At 74.0% G+C, this 24,657-nt stretch carries 19 protein-coding genes; 3 read left to right on the top strand and 16 right to left on the bottom strand.

Annotation, left to right across the window (positions count from 1 at the left end):
- Positions 1-22: 22 nt before the first annotated feature.
- A complete protein-coding gene (locus tag KLI87_RS08835; RefSeq protein WP_156221409.1) occupies positions 23-439 on the bottom strand; it encodes a Fur family transcriptional regulator in 417 nt (138 codons plus the stop codon).
- 320 nt (positions 440-759) lie between these two features.
- Entirely contained in the window at positions 760-1,245 is a 486-nt protein-coding gene (locus KLI87_RS08830) for an FABP family protein (protein ID WP_214616480.1), read from the bottom strand.
- 200 nt (positions 1,246-1,445) lie between these two features.
- On the opposite strand from KLI87_RS08830, the gene KLI87_RS08825 reads away from it, so the two are divergent.
- The gene (locus KLI87_RS08825) at positions 1,446-1,808 is read left to right on the top strand and encodes a DsrE family protein (RefSeq protein ID WP_156221406.1); all 363 of its coding nucleotides are present in this window, start codon (positions 1,446-1,448) and stop codon (positions 1,806-1,808) included.
- A gap of 19 nt (positions 1,809-1,827) precedes the next feature.
- Here KLI87_RS08825 and KLI87_RS08820 read toward each other — a convergent pair whose 3' ends face one another.
- The 6 genes from KLI87_RS08820 to KLI87_RS08795 form a co-directional block, all read right to left on the bottom strand.
- Complete coding sequence (locus tag KLI87_RS08820) at positions 1,828-2,478, bottom strand: hypothetical protein (RefSeq protein WP_156221404.1); 651 nt, start codon at positions 2,476-2,478, stop codon at positions 1,828-1,830.
- A gap of 107 nt (positions 2,479-2,585) precedes the next feature.
- A complete protein-coding gene (locus KLI87_RS08815; RefSeq protein ID WP_214616479.1) occupies positions 2,586-3,386 on the bottom strand; it encodes an NAD(P)-dependent oxidoreductase in 801 nt (266 codons plus the stop codon).
- A 77-nt stretch (positions 3,387-3,463) separates the two neighbouring features.
- Positions 3,464-4,003, bottom strand: a complete 540-nt coding sequence (locus tag KLI87_RS08810; protein ID WP_214616478.1) for a YdeI family protein — start codon at positions 4,001-4,003, stop codon at positions 3,464-3,466.
- Positions 4,000-4,410 carry a VOC family protein gene (locus tag KLI87_RS08805; RefSeq protein WP_156221399.1) on the bottom strand — a complete coding sequence of 137 codons (411 nt, stop codon included), beginning with the start codon at positions 4,408-4,410 and terminating at the stop codon, positions 4,000-4,002. The genes KLI87_RS08810 and KLI87_RS08805 overlap by 4 nt, the downstream gene beginning before the upstream one ends.
- Positions 4,411-4,541: 131 nt before the next feature.
- Positions 4,542-5,258 carry a type 1 glutamine amidotransferase gene (locus tag KLI87_RS08800; RefSeq protein WP_214616477.1) on the bottom strand — a complete coding sequence of 239 codons (717 nt, stop codon included), beginning with the start codon at positions 5,256-5,258 and terminating at the stop codon, positions 4,542-4,544.
- Positions 5,248-6,498, bottom strand: coding sequence for a MurT ligase domain-containing protein (locus KLI87_RS08795; RefSeq protein WP_214616476.1), 1,251 nt, complete (start codon positions 6,496-6,498; stop codon positions 5,248-5,250). The genes KLI87_RS08800 and KLI87_RS08795 overlap by 11 nt, the downstream gene beginning before the upstream one ends.
- 427 nt (positions 6,499-6,925) lie before the next feature.
- Between KLI87_RS08795 and KLI87_RS08790 the strand changes: the two genes are divergently transcribed.
- Both KLI87_RS08790 and KLI87_RS08785 read left to right on the top strand, forming a co-directional pair.
- Positions 6,926-8,350, top strand: a complete 1,425-nt coding sequence (locus KLI87_RS08790) for a hypothetical protein (protein ID WP_214616475.1) — start codon at positions 6,926-6,928, stop codon at positions 8,348-8,350.
- A gap of 140 nt (positions 8,351-8,490) precedes the next feature.
- Complete coding sequence (locus KLI87_RS08785) at positions 8,491-9,618, top strand: hypothetical protein (protein WP_214616474.1); 1,128 nt, start codon at positions 8,491-8,493, stop codon at positions 9,616-9,618.
- A 13-nt stretch (positions 9,619-9,631) separates the two neighbouring features.
- On the opposite strand, the gene KLI87_RS08780 is transcribed toward KLI87_RS08785, so the two are convergent.
- The 8 genes from KLI87_RS08780 to glf all read right to left on the bottom strand — a co-directional run bounded on the left by KLI87_RS08780 (position 9,632) and on the right by glf (position 24,634).
- Entirely contained in the window at positions 9,632-12,619 is a 2,988-nt protein-coding gene (locus KLI87_RS08780; RefSeq protein ID WP_308165907.1) for an ATP-binding protein, read from the bottom strand.
- Positions 12,620-12,782: 163 nt separating this feature from the next.
- The gene (locus tag KLI87_RS08775; RefSeq protein WP_214616472.1) at positions 12,783-14,879 is read right to left on the bottom strand and encodes a hypothetical protein; all 2,097 of its coding nucleotides are present in this window, start codon (positions 14,877-14,879) and stop codon (positions 12,783-12,785) included.
- A 269-nt stretch (positions 14,880-15,148) separates the two neighbouring features.
- Entirely contained in the window at positions 15,149-17,008 is a 1,860-nt protein-coding gene (locus KLI87_RS08770) for a class I SAM-dependent methyltransferase (protein WP_214616471.1), read from the bottom strand.
- Positions 16,998-19,685, bottom strand: a complete 2,688-nt coding sequence (locus KLI87_RS08765) for a hypothetical protein (RefSeq protein WP_214616470.1) — start codon at positions 19,683-19,685, stop codon at positions 16,998-17,000. The genes KLI87_RS08770 and KLI87_RS08765 overlap by 11 nt, the downstream gene beginning before the upstream one ends.
- 92 nt (positions 19,686-19,777) lie before the next feature.
- On the bottom strand, positions 19,778-20,566 hold the full coding sequence (locus KLI87_RS08760) for an ABC transporter ATP-binding protein (RefSeq protein WP_242891252.1): 789 nt from the start codon (positions 20,564-20,566) through the stop codon (positions 19,778-19,780).
- 2 nt (positions 20,567-20,568) lie between these two features.
- The gene (locus KLI87_RS08755) at positions 20,569-21,435 is read right to left on the bottom strand and encodes an ABC transporter permease (RefSeq protein ID WP_214616469.1); all 867 of its coding nucleotides are present in this window, start codon (positions 21,433-21,435) and stop codon (positions 20,569-20,571) included.
- Entirely contained in the window at positions 21,432-23,471 is a 2,040-nt protein-coding gene (locus tag KLI87_RS08750) for a glycosyltransferase (protein ID WP_308165906.1), read from the bottom strand. Before KLI87_RS08750 ends, KLI87_RS08755 begins: the two co-directional genes overlap by 4 nt.
- On the bottom strand, positions 23,468-24,634 hold the full coding sequence (gene glf / locus KLI87_RS08745; protein ID WP_214616468.1) for a UDP-galactopyranose mutase: 1,167 nt from the start codon (positions 24,632-24,634) through the stop codon (positions 23,468-23,470). Before glf ends, KLI87_RS08750 begins: the two co-directional genes overlap by 4 nt.
- Between the last annotated feature and the right edge of the window lie 23 nt (positions 24,635-24,657).

The raw sequence follows: 24,657 nt of genomic DNA, 5'->3' as shown, positions 1-24,657 counted from the left end.
CGGTTGCGCGCCCCGGCGCCGACTACGTCGCGCGGCAGTCCTTGCACCGCCCGTAGACGGTGAGGTGGTGGACGTCGGTCTCGAAGCCGAAGTCGCGCTCCAGGCCCCCCGCCAGGCCCGCCGCCGCGCGCGGGTCGACGTCCTCGACCGTCTGGCACTCGCGGCAGACCAGGTGGATGTGCTCGGCGTCGGCCGCCAGGTGGTAGTTGGGCGGGCCGTGCCCGAGATGGGCGTGCTTGACGAGCCCGAGCCCCTCCAGCAGCTCCAGCGTCCGGTAGACGGTGGAGATGTTCACGCCCCGGGCGGTGCGCTGCACCTCGGTGCAGATCTCCTCGGGAGTCCCGTGCTCAAGGTTGGTGACCGCCTCCAGCACCAACTGGCGCTGCGGCGTGACCCGGTATCCCTTCGCCCGCAGCTCCTCCTGCCACGACTCGACCATGGGTCGAGTGTATGCCGGAAGAGATCGCCGGAAACTCGCTTGCCTCCTCGCGGCGGCTCACATAACGTGCCGGTACGCGCGAAAGGAGGTGGTCCAAGAAAATGGTTGATTCTAGGACTCGCGAGGTGGCTGTCCGCTAGTCGCCGTTCCGCCTCGGCGCCGCCGCCCCCGGCGGCGGCAACCGGTCGCGACGGTGACCGGCGAATCCCAGGCAGTTACCCGATCCCCGGACCGATGGACCAGTCCTGTCCGTCGCCCCGCCCATGCGGGAAGGTCCGGGGATCGCTCATTTCTCCGGGCCGCCCGGCGCCCCTGCTCGCTCAGGCGACGCGCTTCAGCTGGGCCGACAGGTGCGACTGGAGCTTCTGGCCCATCGCCGCCATGTCGTAGGCCCACCCGAGGTCCTCCCCGATGAGGCCGTAGAGGCGGGTGCCGCCGGTGACCTCCTTGGCCGACTCCGTCCGGGCGACGACGTCGGTCTGGAGCTCGACGCGGTTGAACGCGACGTTGCCGACGTAGATCTCGACGATGCCGGTCGGATGGGCGAGCGTCACCTCGACCTGGTGGTCGGGACGCGGCCGCCAGTAGCCCGTCTCGGTGCCGAGCGGGCGCCCGAGCGTGCCGTCCTTCTCGATCATCCAGGTGCGGCTCGCGTAGATCAGGAAGGGCTTTCCGTTGTGGGTGAAGGACATCTCCTGGCCGAAGTTGAAGTCCTCGATCGTGGGATAGCCGCCGACACCGGCGCCCTCCCACGTGCCCAGCAGGAACTTCAGAGGCTCAAGGTCGGGGTGCAGCTCAGGCTCCATGGGGACCGAGCGTAGCGGCGCGGCGCGGGCGAGGGGACGCGCCCGCCGTCCCCGCCTCCGGCGCGGGCTACTTCAACCGGCCGAGCTTGACCACCAGCAGCACGGCCGACACCGCCACCAGCGCGAGCACGACGACCAGGACTCCCGCGTTCACCATGCCGCCCACGGCACGGATGCTACAGCCCGGCTAGAGTTTTCGTATGGCGAGACCTCTGGTGATCAAGGTGACGGCGGGGGCGGACGCGCCGGAGCGGTGCAACCAGGCGTTCACGGTCGCGGCGGCGGCGGTGGCGAGCGGGGTGCCCGTCTCGCTGTGGCTGACCGGGGAGTCGGCGTGGTTCTCGCTCCCGGGCCGCGCGGCGGAGTTCACGCTCGCGCACGCCACCCCGCTGGAGGACCTGCTCGCCGTGATCCTCTCGGCCGGGCGGGTGACCTTGTGCACGCAGTGCGCGGCCCGCCGCGACATCGGGCCTGACGACGTGCTCCCGGGCGTCCGCATCGCCGGTGCGCCGACCTTCGTCGAGGAGATCACGGCGGACGGCGTGCAGGCCCTCGTCTACTGATCGGGCCCCTCCGCGCCGATCAGGGCCGGGTGACGCGGTCGAGTTCGGCGACGGACGGCGCCGGACGCCGGTCGGAGGCGTTCCGGCGGACGCGCGGGCGGGAGCGGACGGCGACCGCCGCGGCGGCGAGGCCCGCCGTGGTGGCGCCCGCCAGACCCAGCATCAGGTCACCGATGGTGTCGCGGTAGATGGTGACGGTCTCCGGGGTGTCCAGGATGAAGACCCAGTACTCGAAGAACTCCCAGAGGATCGCGGCGATGGCGCCCATCCCCGCGCAGGACACGGCGATGGCCCAGGGCCTCAGGGAGGCCCATCGGTGCAGGGCGACCCCCGCCGCGGCGCCCAGGAGCGCCCAGTTCGCGTAGTGGCAGAAGTCGTCGAACCCCTCGACGGTGTCATAGAGGTCGGCGGCGTTGCCCGCGACGTCGATCAGGAACGGCGCCGTCACCAGCAGGTCGATGTCCCACGGAAAGGGCGTCCCGCGGCCGCGCCCCCGCAGCAGCCAGATCAGCGCGACCACCATGACGGCGCCCGGGTAGGTGAACGCCCGGACGTCCATCGCCTTGTCGGCGAACCGGTCCCATTCGGGGAACACGAGGGCGAGGGCGAGCAGCGCGGCCAGGGCGGCCTTCGCGAGAAGGGCGGGCGGCCGCCACCGTGGGGTGTCCATGCCCGTACCCTCTCCGGCCGGGCGGCCCGCCGGCATCGGCGCGGATACTCAGATCCCCCTGAGTGCCCGTACGGGACCTCGGCCGGGGACGACCCCGCCGCCGGCCCTCAGACGCCGAAGTCGGGGCCGCAGAAACGGCCGCCGAGCCAGCGCGCGTCCGGCGACTCCGGATCGAGGGTCCCGAAGCGCTCGGTCAGTTCCGCCGCATAGGGTTCGGCGTCGTCCTGCGGTTCGTATCCGATCGCGCGGGCCTCGTCGAGGGAGAACCATCCCCGGGTGTTCGCGGACACGCCCCACACCACCCGGAAACCGGGGCTCGGCGCGGAAAGGCCCGCCTCGAACAACCGCGCCGCGTCGCCGGGCGAGAGCCAGGTCGCCAGGGAGCGCAGGTCGGGCGGACGCTCGTTGCAGGTGAGGATCCGGATCGCGATGACGTCGAGCCCGTAGCGGCTGTGGTAGAGGCTGCCGAGGGCCTCGCCGGTCACCTTGCTGACGCCGTAGTAGGTGTCGGGGGCGGGGAACAGGTAGTCGGGGGCCGGTGCTTCGTCGGACGGATGGAAGCCCGCGGCATGGTTGCTCGACGCGAACACCACCCGGCCCACGCCGGTCCGGCGGGCGGCCTCGTAGATGTTGTAGGTGCCGTTGATGTTCACGTCGGCGATGTCGTTCCACGGCGCCTCGGACGCGAGCCCGCCGAGGTGGACGACCGCGTCCACGCCCTCGCAGGCCCGCTCCAGCGCTGCCAGGTCGGTCACGGAGGCCCGCAGATGCTCCTCGCCCGGTCCCGCCTCCCCCATGTCGGCGATGTCCAGCAGGCGGAGGGTCCGGCCCGGCCGGGCGAGCCTCGGCCGCAGGAACGACCCGATCAGTCCCGCCGCGCCGGTGATGAGAATCCGTTCCGCGCTCATCGTCATTACGCCCCTGCTCCGTGTGGCATGTCCGCCCGACAGTATGACCGCAGGCGAAGCCGGCGCCTCAGGGCGGGTCAGGCGGACAGGTCGGCGACCGTCCTCTCGATGCGCGCCGCGCGCCCGGCGGCGGTCCTCGTCTTCAGCAGCGGGAGGATCAGTTGGTACCGGCCGGTCTTGCCGAGCGCCTCGAACCGGGCGGCGGCCCGCGGGGACGCCTCCAGCGCCGCGAGCAGATCGGCCGGGACGGCCACGTCGCGCTGCCGCGCGTACGCCGCGTCCCAGCGCCCGTCGGCCTTCGCGGTGTCGATCTCGGCCTGGCCGGGCGGGCGCATCCGGCCCGCCGCGATCAGCGCCTCGGCCTTCTCGACGTTGACCCGCGACCACGCGCCCCCCTTGCGCCGCCGCGAGTACCGCTGGAGGTAGCCGTGCTCGTCGAGGGACTTGCGCTGGCTGTCGATCCAGCCGTAGCAGAGCGCGACGTCCAGCGCCTCCCCGATGGTGATCGAGCCGGAGGGCGATCCCTTCTTGGCGATCCGCAGCCACACGCCGCCCTCGTCGCCGTGGTGGTCGGCCAGCCACGCCTCGAACGCGGCGGCGTCCGCGAAGTCCATCATCGTCCCACCACGTCCAGGTAGTGCCGGTTGTACATGATGCCGAGGACGTTGCCGAACGGGTCGACCACGGACGCGGTGACGAACCCCTCCCCGCGCTCGGTGATCGGCTGGTACTCCGCCGCCCCCATGGACAGCAGCTTCTCCAGCGTCCCCTCAAGGTCGTCGACGTGCCAGTACATGAGGGCCCCGCCCGGCTCGGAGGCCGACCTGCCGGGCGGCGCGAAGCGCCCGTCGATCAGGCCCAGCTCGTGCTCGTTGTCCCCGACGCGGAACTCGTAGTAGGCGGGGCGTCCGTCCGGCCCGGAGCGGCTGAAGTACGGCTCGAATCCCAGGAACTCGGTGTACCAGCGCTTGGCGGCGTCCAGGTCGTCCGCCCAGAAGTTGGTGGTGGCGGGTCCTCGCAGCATCGGTTCTCCCTCTCGTCATGCCGTTGACCACCACGTTAGGGGCCCAATAGGTCAGCGAATGTCCTACTGGGACATGGACGCGCAAAAAGGCCGTGGACGCGGGTTCGCGTCCACGGCCGGGGAGGGCGGGATCAGGTCAGGACGGCGTTGAGCCGCTCCTCGCGGAGGCGGCCCGCCCAGGAGTCGTCGATGGGCGGGAGCTGCCGCCCGACGGCCCAGGTGAGGATGAGGTCGGCCAGGCCCGGGTTGCGGACGAGCGCCGGCCCGTGCATGTAGGTGCCGAGCACGCGGCCCGCGTAGGCGCCCTCGAAGCCGCTGCCGTCGCCGTTGCCGATCCCGGAGATGACCTTGGCGAGGGGCTTGGCGCCGGGGCCGATGCTGGTGGCGCCCTGGTGGTTCTCGAAGCCGGTGATGCGCGGGACGTTCAGCTCGGCGGACACGTCGCCGACGACCTCGCCGACGGCGCGGGTCTGGCCGCGGCCGGAGTGGATGTCGAGGATGCCGAGCCCGGGGACGGGCTGCCCCTCCTCGCCGCCGAACTCGTGCCCGAGGATCTGGAAGCCCGCGCAGACCGCGAAGATGACCGCCCCGCGCTGCGCCGCGTACTGGAGGCCGCCGTCGTTGCGCAGCCGCTGCGCCGCGAGGATCTGCGGGCGGTCCTCGCCGCCGCCGAGGAGGTAGATGTCGCCGTCCTGCGGGACGGGCTCGTCCGAGCGCATGTTGACGGTCTCGGTCGGGATGCCGCGCAGCGCGGCGCGGCGCTCCAGGACGATCGTGTTGCCCTGGTCCCCGTAGGTGCTGAGGAGGTCGGGGTAGATCCAGACGATCTTGATGCGGTCAGACGACACGGCCGTACCTCGTTCGGATGTTCTGGAAGGCGGTGTAGTTGGCGATCACGTCGAGATGGCCGGGCGGGACGGCCATCACGGCCTGGTCGATGTCGTCGACGAGCGTGAAGGCGACCTCGGCGGCCTCCAGCCGGGCGGCGAGGTCGATGCGGCGCTCGCCCGCGACCCAGACCGGGCGGCCGCGCAGGATGCGGTAGTCGACGTCCCAGAGCCAGGAGGTGTCGCGGCCGTCGGGCCCCTGCGCGTTGATCGACAGCGCGACCGGGCCCGGCGCGGGCTGGAGCACGTCGAACGCCTCCAGCCAGCCCGCCGGGTTCTTCGACAGCAGCAGGCGGATGCTGCGGCCCTCGTGCTCGACCGTGGTGTAGCGGCCCGCGACCGAGGTGACCTGCGACAGCAGCGGCAGCGCCTGCTCGGGCGGGACGCCGAACTGGGCGACGACCGCGAGCGCGATCAGGGCGTTGGAGCGGTTCGCGCGGCCGGGCAGCGACAGCCCGGTGAGGCCGAACGTCCGGCCGTCGGGGGCGGTGATCAGGTCGCCGTGCAGCGCCCAGTCGGGACGCGGCCGGGCGAAGTGGCACTGGCGGCAGCGCCAGTCGCTGTCCTCGCCGGTGTCCTGGCGGTCGAGGGGGCCGCCGCACTCGGGGCAGCACCAGGAGTCCTCGCGCCAGTGCTGCCCGGCGGCGACCCACGTCACGCTCTTGGCCGTGGACGCGCCCCAGGTGACCAGCGGGTCGTCGCAGTTGGCGATGACGTGGCTGTTCGGGGACGCCTCCAGGGCGCGCCGCCACTTGCCCGCCAGCAGCCAGATCTCGGCGGCACGGTCCATCTGGTCGCGGCTGAGGTTCATCAGCGCGACGATGTTCGCGCCGGTCTCGGCCAGCACCATCGGGACGTACTTCTCGTCGCACTCCAGCACGCCGTACCGGGCGGTCGGGGCGGACGCCAGCGCGGACACGTGCCCGGTCGGCATGTTCGCGCCGAACGCGTTGGTCGCGACCTCGCCGAGCGGCGTCATCGCCGAGGTGATCAGCCGGGTCGTCGTCGTCTTGCCGTTGGTGGCGCTGACGAGGACGAGCTTGCGGTCCTTCGCGAGCCTGGTCAGCAGCTCGGGGTCGAGGCGCAGCCCGATGCGCCCGCCGATCACCGAACCGTCCCCACGGCCCGCGATGCGGGACATCTTGGCGGCCGTACGACCGAGCGCGACGGCCAGCTGCGAACGCAGCGGAAGATCGCTCATTGACTCCGTCTTCTCTGGATGCGCCGGGGAAACCGCTCCGAGCCTAGCCGCTGGACGGTCCGCACGCGCGCGGAGCCGTGACGCCCGACGCTCCGTGGACCGCCTTTGACGCGCCGTGGACGGGAAGGGGACGGGAAGGGGATGGAAGTGGGCCGGAAGGTGGATGGAAGACCGCGCGGCACCCGGCAATGCGATGAGCATCACAGCGGATCGTGTAAACCACTCCCGGCAATCTTGACCTTCGGCGAGGTGTCGTGATTCGGTGCGACCCCGACTGCGGTGAGCCAGATTCCCATCCACGCGTCCTGGATCGACGTCACCCACTACTTTTGTCGGGAGCCCTGCGGTTTGCGGGGAAGCTGTCCGCCGCGAGGGCGGACCGGGATCGCAAGCGTGGACGAAGCGGCGACAAGGCGAGGTCTGAGCGATGCAGTGTCCGACGTGCGGTTCCAACACGCCCGGGACGCTCGGCAAGTGTTCGAACTGCGAGGCGCCGATCGACGTGTACTCGGTCGGCCCGGCCGCTCCGCTGGCGGCGCCGACCGCCGGCGCGCTGGGCGACAAGACGTTGATGGTGCCGCCCCCGACGCAGGCGCCGACGCAAGCACCGACGCAGGCGCCGCCACCGGCGTGGGCGCCGGAGACCCCGCCGGCGGCCCCGCCCCTCCAGCCGCCCGCGCCGCCCGCGCAGCAGGGCCCCGGGGCGCCGGAGGCCGTCGACTCCGAGTCGACCTCGCCGTGGGCGTTCGACCCCGACGCCGACAGCGGCGCCTACGACACCGTCGCGCCCGCACCCGCACCGGCACCGGCGCCGGCGCCGGTGCCCACGTGGGCCGAGCTGCACGCGCCCGAACCCGAGCCGTCCGGGCCGCAGTCGATCGTCCCGGAGTCGTGGTTCGCGCAGCCGCGCAAGCCCCAGCCGGTGGAGGCGGACGCGACGCAGGTGTACGCGCCGCAGCCCGCGCCCGCCGACCAGGGATGGGGCGCGCAGCCGCCCGTCCAGCCGCACCCGACGATGATGGACGCGAACGGCGCCACCCAGATCGCCCCGATGGGCCACCCCGGCGGGCCGGGCCTCGGCGACGGGACGCGCCTCGACTTCAACCCCGGCGCGGCGCCCATGGGCGCCCAGATGGGCGCGCCCATGGGGCCGCCGCCGATGGGGGCGCCGCCGATGGGGCCGGGCGAGCCCCCGTACGCGGGCTACCCGGGCCAGGGCCCGACGCGGTCCGGGGGCGGGACGAGCAAGCCGCTCATCGTCGTGGTCTCCGCGCTGGTGACGGTCGCGGTCGGGGCCGTCGCGTTCGTCATGTGGCCCTCGGGCGATGACAAGGCGCCCTCGGCGGGCGGCACGCCGACGCCCGCCAACAGCAAGGTCGCGCAGACCAACAAGATCCCGAGCGCGGCGCGGGAGCAGGCGGCCGCGATGAACGCGGTGCTGGACGCCAGCGTCGACACCCGCCGCGTCCTCGCGGGGGCGCTCGGCCGGGCCGGCACCTGCAAGGAGCTGCCGCAGGCGATCCAGGGGTTCCAGACCGTCGCGCAGCGCCGCCAGAACCAGCTCCGGCGCACCAAGAACCTCAAGCTCGACAAGCTGAGGAACGGCGAGCGGCTGCGCGGGTCGCTGAACCAGGCGCTGCTGGCCTCCCTCCAGGTCGACCAGGTGCTGCTCCAGTGGGCGCAGCGGAACCAGGCCAAGTGCAAGGGCAAGCCGCGCCCGGACGCGGCGCACGTCCCCGGCCGCGCCGCCGGGGAACGCCGCGCCACCCGCGCCAAGCGGCAGTTCGTCATCGCCTGGAACCCGGTGGCGAAGGCCACCGGGCAGCCGCAGCGGAGCTGGCAGCGGGTCTGATCCGCCGATCACGACCGCGTTGCGACTGGCGCCGGGGCGTCCACGCTCGGGGACGGCGCGTTATCTTGGCCACCGGCGAACCTGACGGCTAAGGGGTCGGTATGCGGTGTCCGGGCTGTGGCAGCGACACCACGGCGGCGTTGCCCCGGTGCACCCGGTGCAACGCCCCGCTGGACGAGGCGTCCGGCGACGACGAGACGGCGACCTTCGGCGGGGCCTACGACGCCGCCACCGGCGGACCCCCGCCCGGCGGGCCTCCGCCCGGCGGCCCCCCGCCGGGCGATCCGGCGGCGGGCGACCCGGTACCGGGCGATCCGGCGCCGCACGGCAACCTGTTCGAGCCGCGCCGGCGCAACCCGTTCGCGCATGATGCGACCGCGAGGGACGACGAGCAGGCCCCGGGAGAGTGGGGCGGCGTCCCCCCGCGGGAGAACGAGCCGATGGCGCCGCCGTGGGCGTCGCCGCTCTGGGGCGAGCAGGCGCAGGGGCCCGCCCCGTGGCCGCAGGGTCCGGCCGGTCCCCCCGGCGCGCCGGGTCCCCCGGGCACGTCCGGGCCGCCCGACCACACGTTGCACATGCCGCCGTCCGGGGAGACGTCGATCCCGCTGTCGCCCGAGCCCTGGGCGTCGCCCGAGCCGTGGGCGGAGCCGCAGATCTGGCGGCCCCCGCCGCCGCCCAGGAGGAGCAAGGCGCCGTACCTGCTGATCGCGGCGGGCGTCGTGCTGCTGGCGGGGATCGCGCTCGCGATCGTCCTGTGGCCGGACGGCTCGTCCTCGCCCCCGGCGGCCAACGCGGGCTCGCAGCAGAGCCCCGGCGTCACCCCCGAGACCCCGGGCACCCCCGACGCGACGACCAGCCCCCCGGCCGCCGAGGGCGACCTCGACGCGGAGGCCGCGGAGGTGGACGGGCTGCTGAAGGAGATGTCCGGCACGCGCACCGACCTCGGCTCGGTGGTGGCGGCGGGCTGCGGCACGGCGGGCCTGGAGCGCATCCGCGACCAGCGGCAGGAGCAGCTCGGCAAGGCGAAGGCGCTGGAGGTGGGCGCGCTCCTGGAGGGCGAGGCGATGAAGGAGGCGCTGGTCCGCGCGCTGGAGGCGTCGGTCGAGTCCAACCAGCGCTACCTCGACGCGGCGCCCGGCTGCCCGTCCGACGACGAGGTCGCGGGCATCAACCAGCAGGCCAGCGACGCCAAGACCGAGTTCATCCGGCTGTGGACGCCCAACGCCGAGAAGGTCGGCCTCGACCCGCGCAGCGAGTCGGTGATCTGACCGGCCCGGCGCCTCACTCGCTGAGGAACGGGAGCGCCGCCGCCGGGTCCTCGAAGGGGTCGATGAAGCGGTCCGCCCAGCACAGCACGGGCTCCAGCCAGGAATCGACGCGCATCGTCGCGGCGACGTACCCGACCTGCTCGTCCTCGTCGACGCCGAGCGCGACGACCGGCAGGTCGCGGAAGAAGCCCGCGTGGTCGTCGTCGCCGTACAGGGCGGTGAGGGCGAGCGGGCGGTTGCGCGCCAGCTCCATCGACAGCGGGTGGCGGCGCAGCGCCCGCAGCCGGTGGCCGAGCCGGGCGTCCGGGGGCTGCTTGAGGCCGGGGAGCTGGTAGTCCAGCGGCGGCGCGGGCGCGTGCTTGTCGGGGACGGGCCGGTCGTGCGGGAACAGGCGGTCGAGCTCGTGCAGCCACCGCACCTGCGGGATGACGAACGCCGGGCCCGGCGCGCTGCCGGTGGCGCCGCCGCCGAGGACGCGCTGCGCCACGTCCGCGACCCGGCCGGTCAGGTCCGCCGGCGGGTAGGCGGTGCGGAGCGCGCGGGAGCGGCGGGACACGGCCTGCTCCAGGACGGTCGCGAGCGCGCACTCGCGCAGCCTCGGCCGCAGCCGCGACCAGCCGCGCAGCAGGTCGGGCGGGACGGCGGGCAGCGGCCGGTTCACCACGTGCGCGAGCACGAGCGTGTCGGCCCACAGCCGCAGCCAGCCCCGGTCGGGGTGGCCTGCGACGAGGTCGGCCTCCCGCAGCTCGTAGAGCGTGCAGGCCCGCCCGGAGCGGCACTCGCAGCCGCAGGCGGCCGAGCGGCGGCCGTCGACCGGGGGCGGCGGCCCCGGCAGCTCGGCCTCGCGCCCCTCCCCGAGCGGGACGCGGACGCGCAGCGGCCGGTCCATGCCGTCGGCGAACACGGCGGCGACGCCGGGGCGCAGCGACACGACCTCGCGGGACTGGTCCTCGTCGAGGTTCATCGCGGCGCCGACCTGGTGCCGGTCGTCGTGGGCGGGCAGCCGGTGCACGACCTTCAGCGCCGTGTTCTTGATGACGTCGGGGACGAGCTTGGTCGGGATCTGCTCGGCGACGATGATGCCCTCGCCGTAGGCGCGGATCTCGGCGAGCATCCCGGCGAACAGCTCCACGGCGTGCGAGCTGGTGCGCTCGGGGCCGCGGTTGCGCAGCAGCCGGTGCGCCTCCTCGATCACGATGACGTGCCGGAGCGCGGGCCCGGCCGAGCCCGCCCGGTCGCGGCGCCGCTCGCGCATCCGCAGGTGCTCGACGATGCGGATGATGAGCGTGCCCATGAGGAACGCCTTGTCCTCGTCGTTGGCGACGTCCTCGATGGCGAGGACGATGTTGTCGCGGAGCATGCCGCCGATGTCGGCGGGGTGGCCGCCCTCGAAGAAGCGCCCGGCCGAGCCGATGCGCAGGGAGCGGAGCCGCACGTCCACGAAGCCCTGGACGTCGGCCATCAGCTCCCGCCCGTACCCGACGTCGGAGATGACCTGGAGCGCGGCGTTCTGGAGCTGCTCCAGCGTCGGGACGGCGGGCTCGATCAGCGACCCGGGGACGCCCGCGCCGGTCACCACGTCCCAGCCGTTGGTCTCGTAGACGCGCTGGAGGGCCTGCGCCATGATCTGCGGGAACGGCTCCTCGGCGTCGAAGGCGGCCTGGAACAGCGCGCGGACCATGTCGATGTGCGCCTGCACCGGGTAGCCGGGCTCGGGCGCGAGCGGGTTGACCGACAGCGGCACCGCCGCCGGGTCGGAGGGGTTGACGACCGTGACCTGCCCGCCGAGGTCCTCGATGCGCCCGGCCATCGCCGCGTACTCCGACTTGGCGGGCTCGATCGCGAGCCACGGGATGCCCGCGCGGGTGAGCTGCTCCAGCAGGTGCCGGACGGTCTGCGACTTGCCCGCGCCGGTCGCGCCCGTGACGAACACGTGCCGGTTGATCGTGGACCTCGGGACGGTGAACCGGCCGACGTGCCGGTCCTGGCCGTCCAGGATGGCGCCCAGCTCGATCCGCGCGGCGGGCTCGGTCGGCGGCGCCGCGTGCCCGTCGGTCTCGGAGGTGACGTCGAAGTACCCGGCGTCCAGGACGCGCAGCCCCGGCACCTCGCGGCGCGGCAGGCCCGCGAGCGCGGCGAGCGCCCCGGCGGTCGCGACGAACGGGAACCGCTGCTCGGACTCGGCCATCGCGCGCGCCGGGGCGGCGGGCTCGGCGGCGGGGCGCAGCGTCTCGCTGAACGGCCCGCTGCCGTGCCCGGACCTGAGCCGGTAGGGGTGGTGGCCGAGCTCCATCGACCCGACGAGCACGGGCGCGATCTGGCCCAGCTCGTTCTGGTCGGCGGCGCCCGCGACGACCCGCACCTGCCAGAGCCCGGCCTCGCGGAACGCGTCCAGCTCGGCGAGCCGCCGGTCGGCGCGGGCGACGGCGAGCCTGGCCTGCTCGTCCTCGCCCCGGCGGAGCATCCGCAGCTCGTGGTGCAGCTCGCGCATCTCGGTGTCGATCAGCCGCTCGTCGCACGGGTCGGCGACCAGGAACCAGCCGAACGGCCGCTCCATCAGCGTGACGAGCGTCGACTCGAACAGGCCGGGGCCGAGCGGCGCGGCGGCCGGGGCGGCGCCCGCCTGCGGGGCGAGGCGTCCGGGGCAGCGCGTCCAGGCCATCCGCTCGGCCTGCCGCAGCCAGCCGTCGCCGACCGGGACGCCGCGGGCGCCGCTCGGGAACAGCAGCCCGCGCGCCTCGCCGCCCTCGACCGGGACGGCGCCGATCGGGCCCGCGTTGGTGATCAGCTCCAGCGGCGCGCCGCCGCCCGCCGACAGCCAGCCGACCACGAACGGGCTGCCGCGCCGCGCCGCCGACAGCGCGGCGGGGAGCACGCTGACGAAGTCCGACTCGGCGGAGGCGTGCCGCTCCGGCGCGGGGATCGCCTGGATGCGGTACCAGGGGCCGGGGAGCGCGAACGGCTCCGGCGCCGCCGCCCGCCCGGCGCCCGGATCGCGCACGGCGGACGAGCGGGGTTCGGCGCCCCACATTCCGGGAGGCGGTGTCCCGGGCGTCCCCGGCGTTCCAGGTACGCCCGGCGTCCCCCCGGGCCGCCTGGGCGGCATGCCTGACATCACCCCAGCATCCTTGCGCTCCCTCCGCCGACGCGCCAGACGCGGGCGGTCAGGACGGCGGATCGGCCTTGTGGCGGCCGGCCCGTTTGAGGGGCGGGACGATCCGGGGCCCGCGCCCGTTCGCGCCCCGGGGGAGCGCGTGCCGCGGCCGCGGCCCCGAGGCGGGCCGGGACGGCGCGGCGGGCTCCTGCTCCGCCGCCTCCGGCTCGGGCGGGACGGCGGGCCTCCCGGCGGGCGGCTCGGCGCCGGGGAGCTCCGGCGCGGGCGGCGCCTGGGCCTGGGCGCGCACCTCGCGGACGTACTCCTCGAACTCCATCGAGTGCGCGGTGGGGAGCGTGATGATGCCGGGGTTGGCGTCCACCAGCATGATGCGGCGGCCGGTGGCGCCGGCGTGGGTGAACACCATCGCGGTCGGCGGCAGCTCCTGGAGTTGCAGGGGCTCGGCGAGCAGCTCGCGGAAGCGCTGCTTGGCGGCGCGCCGTTCGTCGGCACGGCGCGGCGAGACCGTGCGGCCCCAGGCGGTGGCGGAGCTGATGCCCTCGACGAGCGCGGTGTCGTCGGCGGCCGGGGCGGGCAGCGGCGACCAGGCGGGGTCGGTGAGGCCGTCGCCGCTCGGCCGCGCGTAGGCGACGGTGCTGGCGTAGCTCTCGCCCGCGAAGTCGAACAGGGTCTCCCCGGCGGAGTCGGTGATCTCGGCGACGAGCAGCGGCTGGTCGGCGCCGATGTGCTCGGCGGCGACGCGGGCGTCCTCGGGGTTGCCGAGCCGCATGAACCCGACGGCGGCGTGGCCGCGCCGCCCGAGCCGCTCGCGGACGTGCGCCGGGATGGAACGGTACATCAGGACGAGCCCGGTGCCGGTGGCCTCGCAGGCGTCGATGAGCCGGTCCAGGACGTCGCCGCGCAGCTTCTCGGCCCCGCACAGGAACAGCGTGTGGTCCCAGCGCCCGCCGGGCGGCGCCTCGCGGACGCGGTGCGTCAGCGCGGTCGTGACGTAGGTGCCGAGGATCCGGTTGGTGAGCACCCCGGCGCGGCGGTCCATGGACACGACGTGCAGCCGGGACGGCGGCAGCGCCACCCGCTCGGTCGCGAGCCGCTCCAGCTTGCGGAGCTGCGCCTCCAGGGCCCAGGCGCGGCGGATCACGATGCGGTCGGTGGCGTCGCGGCCGAACAGGGTGGCGATGCGGTGCAGCTGCTCGTCGGTGAGCAGGCCCCGGCGCAGGTCGTCGCGGGGGTCGCCGACCTGGGCGAGGACGCGCAGCGCGGCGGTGATGCGCGGGATGCCCGCGCCGGGGCCGAGCACCTCGATGAGCCGCTCCAGGATGGAGTTGTCGAAGGAGAGGTCGCGGGTGCCGTCCTGCTCCTCCCCCGCCGAGACCACCAGCGACAGGACGTCGGCGAGCGCCTCGGGGCGCAGGCCGCGCGTCACGTCCAGCCGGGGCAGGTCGGCGGGCAGCACCCAGACGAGCGGGTCGTCGCCCCGGTCGGCGGCGAGCCGCAGCAGGTCGTGCGCGACCGCGCCCTCGGACAGGTCGATGACGGTGAGCCGGGCGCCGACGGCCAGCCGCGCGGCGCCCATCGTGGTGACGGCGGCGGACCAGCCCGCGAGCGTGCCGCCGACGACGTCGACCCGGTCGACGCCGGGCGGGACGGCGACGGGGTACCACTCGCGCTGGCTCTCGTAGGCGGCGTGGCGGCGCTCCCACTCCGTCCTGGCCTCGCCGTAGGCGCGCTCGGCCTCGGCGCGCTCGCGGTCGCGGGCGGCGCGCTCGCGTTCGTCACGTTCCCGTTCGGCGGCCAGGCGCTCGCGGACGGCCCGCTCGTCCCGCCAGAGCGGGCCGCCGGTGATCCCGAGGACGACCGCGCAGGCCAGCAGCGCGACCCCGGCGAAGGGCCAGGGCAGGAAGCCCGCGATCCCGCAGGCGAGGAACAGCGCGGCCCCGGCGATCGCGCCGCCGGCGGCCGTCCGCAGCGGGCGGGCGGCCATGTGCTCGGCCGGGCGCCGGGCGGTCGAGGGCGCCGGACCGGGCCGGGTGCGCTCGGGCAGGCCGGGCGGCGGCCCGGGGTCCGGGTGCGCCTGCGCATAGCGCCAGCCCACGTGGACGCGGTCGCCTTGGGTGAGCCGCGCCGTCGCGGACCCGCTCGCCATGTCAGTCACGTCGAGAGACCCCTGGGAGTTGCGGGATGAGGAGGAACGCCTGGGGGTGGTCGGGTTGGTTTCTTACACCACACACAGTAAAGAGATTGCCGGGTTTCCGCGTGTCGTTCGAGGAACAGGACCCATGATGACCGACTTGCGCCTGCAATTCGGTCACCACGTCAACCTGCGGGAAACATCGGGCGCGCCCGGTCCGGAGGGTGGCCGGATCCGGCCACCGCGAACTGGCATGGACCGGTGCGAGGGCCCCGCCGGGGAGGTCAGCCCGCCCGGGGCGCCTTCACCGGCATGAACGCGTCCAGCTCCATCGTCGGATGGGGGTACTTCCAGTCCGCCCCGTCGAAGGGGACGTACATGCCCTCCGGCGTATCGGCGAGGAAGTAGTTGCCGTTCCACCGGTTCGGGTGCGTCACCGGGGCGTCGGCGGGATAGCGGGCGCCGAGCGGGTGGTACTTCACGTCCACGCCGAACATCGCGTGGACGGCGGCGTCCACGAAGTTGCAGTGCTCGATGGCGCCGCGCAGGTGGGTGTTCTGGACCACGACGCCGTGCACCCGGTCGCGGGCGAAGTACAGCGCGCTGAGGTCCTTGACGACCTGGTCGAAGTCGTGGGCGCCGTCGTGGTGGACGAGCGCGCGGGTCCCCTCCTCGGCGAGCAGGACGTTCCGCACGTAGGTGGGCAGGTCGCCGAGGAACATGCGGACGCGCGGCATCGCGCCGGGGAAGACGCGCCGCACCCGCTCGTAGGCGAACTGGAGGAAGCCCGGGTTGACGTCGACGAGGTCGAGCTCCAGGCCCATCGGCTCGACGCAGCCCGCGAGGACGGCCGCGGACCCGCCCATGAACACGCCGACGTCCACGAGCCGGGTGACCGAGCGGTGCTCGCGCTCGACGCAGCCGAACACGTCGAAGTAGTGCTGGGCGCTGCACTGGTCCTCGTAGGCGAGGTCCACGCCCGCGGCGCGGGCGGCGATGCGGTCGAACACGGCGTTGCGCCCGGCGAAGGCGCCGAGGTCGGCGCGGTGGCCGCCGAGGATCGGGATGCCGAGCAGGTCGTGCGGGTCAGCGGCGGCGGCGAGGTCGCCGTCGGGGGCGAGGAAGCCGCCCCACCGCTCGTCGTGCATGGCGACGCTCTCGACGAAGCCGCCCGCCGCGGGCCCGCCCGCCGGTTCGCCGTCGGGCCCGGCCGGGTCGCGGTCCCCGGCGCGCAGGCGCTCGATCTCCTGCCGCTGCGCGGTGATCGTCTCCGTGAGCCGGTTCGCGTCCGCGATCCGCGCCTTCGCCTCGTACTGCAACTGGAGGACGCGCGTGTACAGCGCGATCCGGTTGTTCTCCAGGGTCGCGAGCAGGCCCGAGGAGGTGTAGGGCCGCAGCGCCTCGACGACCTCCGCCGCGCCGGGCGCGCCGTCCCGGACGAGCACGCCGAAGCCGAACACGGCCGGGACGACCTCGAACCGCCAGCCGTCCGCCTCCCGCACGGCGTCCTCGACGGCGGTGAGGACGCCGTTGCGCTCGCCGCCCGCGTGCCGCGCGACCGTGTACGCTCCGCCGCCGACGAACCCGGCGGGGGTGGGGTCGTCGTGCCAGACGGTCGGGCCGTCCGGGGTGTCGGGGTGGAGGTCGCCGGGCGGCAGCGGGGACGGCTGGTAGTAGGTGTCGCGGCGCCCGCAGGGCCACAGCACGTCGTGCAGGACGACGACCGCGTCGGGGGCGTGCTCCATGATCCAGGCCAGCTCGGCGCGGACGACCGCGTAGTTGTGGTCGCCGTCCAGCACGTAGAGGTCGGCGGCGGGCAGACCGGCCAGCGCCCCCGGGGACGCCTCCTCGACGAGGTGCAGCCGGGGGTCGGCCGCGACGACGGCGCGCATCTGCGCGTCGGGGCTGGGCTCGACGCAGTGGACGTCGGCGCCGAGGTCGGCGTACAGGGAGCTGACCTGCCCGGACTCCACGCCCACCTCGACCACCGTGCCGATCCTCCGGCACCGCGCGATCGCCTCGAACAGCTCCCGGAACACCGACATCGAGTGGACGAGCAGGGGCAGCCCCCGGGCCGCGCGGGCCTGCGCGTGCGGGTCGTCCCGCGTCCCGGTCACGGGCGGGGTCCAGCCGTCATGTGCCATCGCCGAGCTTCCTCCTGGCCACTCGTCCGGCGCCCGCCGCGACGCCCTTGACCCCCGCCGCGCGGTACTCCTCGCGCAGCCGCTCGGTGAGCCGGGCGGCGCGCGCCGACCGCTCGGCCCGCCGGTCCACCGGCATCCGCGGCGCCATGCCCGTCATCGACTGCGGCAGCATCGCGAACGCCACCGTGACCTGCGCGGAGGAGACGACCCGCGTCCCGGCGCGGCGGGCCAGCGGAAGCCACACCGCCGCGTAGGAGGTGTCGAACTCCATCAGGTTGCCGCCGAGGTAGCGGCAGTCGGCGTAGTGCAGGCCGACGAAGTCCTCGGGTCTGTCCCAGCGCAGCACCTCGCCGTGGCGGCGGCCGCCCGCGATGACCTCCGCCTCGATCCAGTCGACCCGGACGATCGCCGGGCGCCCCGGGATCGCGATCGAGATGTCGACGGTGTCGTGGTGCTCGAAGCGGAACCGGGCGAACGACAGCCCGTTGTGGTTGATCCGGACGCGCCGCCGGATCGGCTCGTGCCACCGGTCGTCGGCCGTCCGGTAGCGGAGCCTGCTGTCGTGGGGCTCGCCCGCCGGGTCGAACGCCTCCCGGTCGATCGCGCCCTCGGCGACGGCCCGCGCCATCGCGCCGAGCCCGGTGTCGGACGCGGAGATCAGCGCGGGCCAGAACGAGTCGCGCATGTCCAGGTCGTGGAGGTCGCCCGGGGACAGGTACGGGATCGCGGGCTTGAGGTCGCGGGGCAGCAGCGTGGTGACGGTCGCGGAGCCGAAGTTGTCCTCGTGCACCCAGTTGCCGAACACGGCGGCCTCGTCGGCGGTCGGCGACTCCAGCGCCGCGACGAGGATCCGCGCCAGCCGGTTCCGCGCGGCCTCCGGCTCGGCGAGGTCGGGCCACGGGCCCTCGCCCGCGTTCGCGGCGGCGGTGACGTACCGGTTCCAGAGCCGCTGGAAGGCGAGCACGCCGTCCTGGACGGTGCGGCGCTCGGCGTTCTGCGACGGCGAGTCCGCCGCGACGCCGAGGATCGGCGCGGCGTCCTCGGTGAAGCCGATCAGCGACCCGCACAGCGCGTTGACGCACTGCTCGACGATCTCGGGGCTGCGGGTCACGGTCGCGGCGACGTCCGCGGGGTGCCCGGCCTGCGCGAGGTAGCCCTCGGCGCGCAGCCCGGCCAGGTACACCCGCTCGGCGCGGGCGTCGGTGGCGAGGTAGAGCCCGGCGGGCGCGATGTCGATCCGGGCGATGTCGAGCGCACGGGCCAGGTGGCGCTGGATCGTGCCGCCCCAGCCGAGGTCGACCAGCGTCAGGTCGGGCCCGTCGAGCGCGCCCGCCTCGCGCAGCGCGCGGATCAGCCGCTCGCGCGCGGCGGTGACCGTCACCGCGAGCCGGTTGCACAGGTGCGGCGTCTCGGTCAGCGCGCGGGCGACCCGGTCGGCGACGTCGCCGTTGTCGATGACGGTGTCCAGCTCGGTGGCGAGGCCGGGCACGTCGCCGGGCTGGAGCTCCAGCACCGACAGCGCCTGCCGGACGGTCAGCCGGTAGCCGGTGCGGATGAAGGCGTGCACGGCCTCGGTGTCGTGCGCGTCGAGCCCGGCGAGCGAGGTCACGAACCGCGACAGCCACACCGGCCTGGCCTCGACGTCCAGGCCGCGGGCCCGCGCCGCGTCGTTGATGAGCTGGGAGAGAAGCTCGCCTTCGCGCATCGTGCACCACAGCACGCGGGTGCCGGTGTCGTGCGCGCGCCGCGCGGCCCACTCCGCGAACCCGGTCAGCACCGGGCCGAGGACGCCCGCGCCGAACCGCCACGCGACGTCCAGCGCCGAGGTCGAGTACGGGACGCCGGAGTGGACGGCCTTGGCGCGCAGGCTCGTCAGCCCGAAGTCGCCGTGCCGCTCGTCCAGGTCGGGGGCGTGGTCGCCGTGCGGGTCGACGGGCTCGCGCTCGCGGCGCAGCACGTCCCGGTAGGGGTCGTCGAGCCTGCGGTAGTGCACGGTCCGGACGCCGAGGCCCGCCGGGACCTCGTCGTCGGCGACCGGGTGGTCGCCGATGTGCACGATCTGCTCGGGCGCCCGGCCGAGGTCGCGCAGCACGATCTCCCACAGGCCGGTCGACTTGGCGGTGCCGTGCTGGTTGGAGCGGAAGACCCGCACGTCCTCCATCGGCCCCAGCTCGGGCCGGTCGAGCAGGTGGGAGAGCTGGTCCTCGGTGAAGTAGGTGTCGGACACGAGGACGACCTCGACGTCCTGCTTGCGCGCCGCCCGGATGACCTCGGCGATGTCGAGGTCGACGACGGTCAGCTCGCGTTCGAGCGCGACCTCGGCGGCGACGAACCGCTCCAGGGGCGTGTCGCCGAACGGCGCACCCGGGGTGTCGAGCGGCATGAACCGCCAGATGTCGGCCAGCGAGACCTCGGAGCCGAGGCCGACCCGGCCGCGCCGGGCGGTCTGCTCGGCGCCGATCCGCATCCGCCGGAACGTCGCGTCGCCCATCCAGGGCGGGCACAGCCCCTCGGCGCGCAACCGGGCGCCGAGCAGCGCGAACACGTCCTTCGGGCGCGGGACGCGGCGCCACAGGATCGTGTCGAAGACGTCCAGCGACAGGACCGCGCAGCCCCGGTCGGCGATGACGCGATGGACGTTGTCGAGCAGCGGGACCGCGTTCTCCTGCTTGGCCAACGCCGCACCTCTCTTCCGGACCCCGGGCGTGGACCGGGAGCGGGGTCCTCACGTTCTCGGGCCGCCGCCCGCCACAGCCCGGGACACCTTATCTAAGTCGATTTCGGGATTTGGGAGCTCGATCCGTCCGGCAGCGCGGCGGCGGCGCGGCGCGCCTGGCGGTCGGCGCGGACGAGCGCGCCCGCCTCGGCGGTCGGCCCGTCGAAGGCGACCCGGCCCTGCCGCATCGTGATCCCCCGGTCGCACAGCCCGATGAGCATCTGGATGTCGTGCGCGACGACGACCATCGTGCGGCCCTGCCCGCGCAGCTCCCGGATCCGCTCCAGGCACCGCTCCCGGAACGGCGGGTCGCCGACGGCCAGCACCTCGTCGATCAGGAACACGTCCGGCTCGGTGTGCGCGGCGATCGAGAACGCCAGCCGCATGAACATGCCGGACGAGTAGAACTTCACCTGGTCGTCCAGGAACCGGCCGATCCCCGAGAACTCGACGATCGCGTCGAACTTCCGCTCGATCTCCGGCCGGGTCATGCCGAGGATCGCGCCGTTGAGGCGGACGTTCTCGCGCCCGGTCAGCTCGGGGTGCAGCCCGGCGCCGACGTCGATGAGCCCGGCGACGCGGCCCCGGACGAGCACCCGGCCCTCGTCCGGCCGCATGACCCCGGAGATCAGCTTGAGCAGCGTGCTCTTGCCGGACCCGTTCAGCCCCATCAGCGCGACGGTCTCGCCCCGGTCGATCGTCAGGCTCACCCCGTCCAGCGCCCGGAACCGGTCCGACAACCGCTCGCCGCGCAGCGCGCGGACGCTCATCTCCTTGATCGAGCGGGCGTGCCGCAGCGTGAAGTGCTTGGTCACGTCGTCGATGACGATCGAGGGGGTCACGGCTACAGCTCCTGCGCGAATCGGCGCTGCATGCGGGCGAACAACGCGTGCCCGGCGAGGAACACCAGCACGCTCACGCCGAGCGACAGGCCGGCGCGCGCGTACAGGTCCGGCGGGAGGGTGAAGTCACCGCCGGTCGCGGGCGGCCAGAACGCGCGCTGGAACAGCGAGACGGCGCTGACCAGCGGGTTGGCGAGGTAGGCGTCCAGGACCCAGCCGGGCGCGTGCTCGCGGACGTGCGTCCACGGGTAGATCATCGGCACCGACCAGGTGATGACGATGACCGAGATGTCGATGACCTGCTCCAGGTCGCGGAAGAACACGTTGACGGCCGCGCACGCCAGCCCGAGGCCGAGCCCGAGCACCACGATGATCGAGAACCCGAGCGCGGCGGCGGCGAGCGCGGCGGGCGAGGGGCGCCAGCCCGCGGCGGCGGCGCCGCCGAGCAGGATCACCATGCCGGGCAGGAAGTGCACCAGCGACACCAGCGCGGACGCGGTCGGGAACAGCTCGCGGGGCAGGAACACCTTGTTGACCAGCGGCGCGTTTCCCGTCACCGACCGGGTCGTCGAGTGCAGCGTCTCGGTGAACAGGTTGACCAGCACCATGCCGGAGAACAGGTAGACCGGGAAGTCCTCGATCTGCTTGCCCATGCCGAGGAAGACGCCGACCACGGAGAAGTAGACCGAGAACGTCACGGCCGGCCGCACGTAGGACCAGCCGAGGCCGAGCAGCGACCCCTTGTAGCGGGCCCGCAGCTCCCGGCGGACGAGCAGCCGCAGCAGGTACCTGTTCCGGAACGTCTGCCGCAGGCCGCCGTCCTCACCGGGAGGGCGCAGCGGCGGATCGTCCAGGAGGGGCGCCGTCATTCGCCGCCCGGCCCGGCCTCGGCGACCTCGGGGAGTCCCGTCGCCTCGGCGGCTCCGGCCGCCTCGGCGGCCGCGAAGGTGGCGCGCCACGCCTCGGGCGAGGTCAGCTCGGCCACGGCGTCCCGGTAGCGGCGGCTCAGCTCGGGCCACTCGCGGCTGAGCCGGGCGTGCAGCAGCGACGACCGCGTCAGCAGCCGGCGGAACCGCTCGGGGTCGCGCTGGTACCAGGCGACCTTCGTGCCGTCCGCCGAGGAGACCAGCGCGCTGTCGACCTGCGCGAGCAGGCTCCAGTGCCGGTCGATGTGCGGGACGACGACCTGCGGGTGCGTCCGCCCGGCCGGGTCCAGCGGCCGGAGCTGCTTCAGCGTGCCGAGCATCGCGCTCGCCAGCACGTTCACCCTGCCGCGCGGCGGCTTGAACCCGCGCCCCCGCTTGGGCGGCTTGCTCCGCCGCACGCGCGGGAACTCCTCGTGGCTCGGCCGGCTGTGCGCGTCGGGGAACTCCGCCCGGAACGCGGTGATCTCCGCCAGCTTCCCGGTGATGCCCGCGTGCATGTGCCCGGGCCCGCTCAGCACGTCCTCGATCGCCGACAGCATCAGCTCGGCGGTGGAGTACTGCATGGCGAGGGCGTGCTTCACCGAGATGATGTAGCTCTCCTTGACCAGGTTCCCGCCGCGCTCGTAGGGCGAGTGCGTGAGCGCGGTGACCAGCCGGTTGCGCTCGTGGAAGTAGGACTGCCAGTCGATCCCGTCGTCCTTGTCCTGCCAGGGGACGTGCCAGGCGGCCATGCCCGGCAGCGTCACGGTCGGGAAGCCCGCCGCGCCCGCGCGCACGCAGTACTCCGCGTCGTCCCACTTGATGAACATCGGCATCGACAGGCCGACCTTGCGCAGGACGTCGACGGGGATGAGGCACATCCACCAGCCGTTGTAGTCGACGTCCACGCGCCGGTGCAGCCACTTGGTCTCGCGCAGCCCGCCCGCGCTCCCGCGCAGCCGCGGGTTCGGGTTCGTGTCGGGTTCGGCGGCGAAGTCGTGCTCGCGCCTGGTGTGCGGCGCCTCCTCCCACCACCAGCGGTACCGCCCGATCGTCTCGCCGTAGGCGTGCAGCTGCGAGCGGGCGAACAGGTTGAACATGTGCCCGCCGACGATCGTCGGGGTGCGGGCGAAGTCGGCGAACGCGACCGCGCGCAGCACGCCCTCGGTCTCGGTCACGACGTCGTCGTCCAGGAGCAGGACGTAGTCGCTGGTCCCGGCGCTGAGCGTCTCGTCCATCGCGCGGGAGAAGCCGCCCGAGCCGCCGAGGTTCGCCTGCCGGATCAGGCGGAGCTTCGCGCCGAGCGCCTCGGCGGCGGCGGCGAAGCCCGCGTCGTCGCGGACGAGCCGGGTGCCCTGGTCGACGACGAGGACCTCGTCCACGACGTCCAGGACCTCGGGGGCGCCGCCGAGCGCGGCGAGCTGCGCGACGCAGAAGTCGGGCCGGTTATAGGTGGTGATCCCGAGAGTGACCCTGCCCTGCCGGACGCCGCCCGCCTCGGCGCACCAGTCCGCGCGCTCCAGGACGGCCGCGTCCTCGCCCGCGAGGACGTCCATCCAGTACCAGCCGCCGTCGATGAACGGGTCGAGCGTCAGCCGGAACGTCTCCTCGCGCGGCGCCCGCGAGTCGAACCGGACGGACGCCACGCGCTGCACGTGCCCCTTCGCGCTCGACCGGTAGACGATCACGTTGGCCTGCCCGCGCATCCGGACCCGCAGCACGACCTCGTCCACGCTCGTCCAGCGCCGCCAGTAGCTCGCGGGGAACGCGTTGAAGTAGGTCGCGAACGAGACCCGCCCGCCGACCGGGACGACGAGGCTGCGGCGCCCGACGGCGTCGGCGGAGGCGGCGCCGTCCTCGGCGGCGGCCTCGGCCGCGAGCGCCTGCGCGCCGCGTCCGATCTCGCCCTCGACGTACAGCTTGAGCACGTCGAGGTCGCGGTCGACCGGGATCACCACGCGCTGCAGCACGCGCAGGTCGGTTCCGTTCTGCCCGGTCACTCGTGCACACCTCCGGTTGTCAGGCGGGCGGCCCCCGTGAAGTGGGGGCGCAGCTTGTTGTCGACCATGCTGAGCGCTCCGGCGATCGCCATGTGCATGTCGAGGTACTTGTAGGTGCCGAGCCTGCCGCCGAACAGGACGCCCCTCTCGCCTCTGGCCAGCTCGCGGTAGGCAAGCAGGCGGGCGCGGTCCGCGGCGGTGTTGACCGGGTAGTACGGCTCGTCGCCGCGCGCGGCGGCCCGCGAGTACTCCCGCATGATCACCGTCCTGTCGGACGGGTAGTCCCGCTCGGGGTGGAAGTGGCGGAACTCGTGGACGCGCGTGTAGGGGACGTCCTCGTCGGCGTAGTTCATGACGGGCGTGCCCTGGAAGTCGCCGGTCGGCCTGACCTCGGTCTCGAAGTCGAGCGTCCGCCAGCCGAGGTCGCCCTCGGCGTAGCCGAAGTAGCGGTCGAGGGGGCCGGTGTAGACGACGGGGACGTTCCCGGCCGCGTCGTCGCGGACGCCGAGGAAGTCGGTCTCCGTCCGCACCTCGATGCGGGGGTGGTCGGCCATCCGCTCCAGCCACGCGGTGTAACCGCCGGTGGGGAGCCCCTCGTAGGTGTCGTTGAAGTACCGGTCGTCGAAGGTGTACCGGACGGGCAGCCGCGTGATGATCTCGGCGGGCAGCTCGCGCGGGTCGGTCCGCCACTGCTTGGCCGTGTAGCCCCGGATGAACGCCTCGTACAGCGGGCGCCCGACCAGCGAGATCGCCTTCTCCTCCAGGTTGGACGGGTTCGACACCTCCGCCGCGTGCCCGGCGACCAGCGCGCGCGCCTCGTCGGGGGTGAAGGCGCGGCCGAAGTAGGCGCAGATCGTGCCGAGGTTGATCGGCATCGAGTAGACCCGGCCCTTGAACGTCGAGAACACCCGGTGCCGGTAGCCGGTGAACGTCGTGAACCGGTTCGCGTACTCCCACACCCGCCGGTTGGAGGTGTGGAACAGGTGCGCCCCGTACCGGTGGACCTCGATGCCCGTCTCCGGGTCGGGCTCGCTGTAGGCGTTCCCGCCGATGTGCCCGCGCCGTTCGAGCACCAGGACGCGCAGGCCGAGGTCGGCGGCGCACCGTTCGGCGACCGTGAGCCCGAAGAACCCGGATCCGGCCACCACGAGGTCGACATTCACTGACGGCGTCCATCCCGTGCGGG

The sequence above is a fragment of the Actinomadura sp. NEAU-AAG7 genome (genome assembly GCF_018603865.1).
GTDB lineage: Bacteria > Actinomycetota > Actinomycetes > Streptosporangiales > Streptosporangiaceae > Spirillospora > Spirillospora litoris.
The sequence above is the reverse complement of the archived record's forward strand: the minus strand, read 5'-3'. Positions and strand labels throughout refer to the sequence as shown.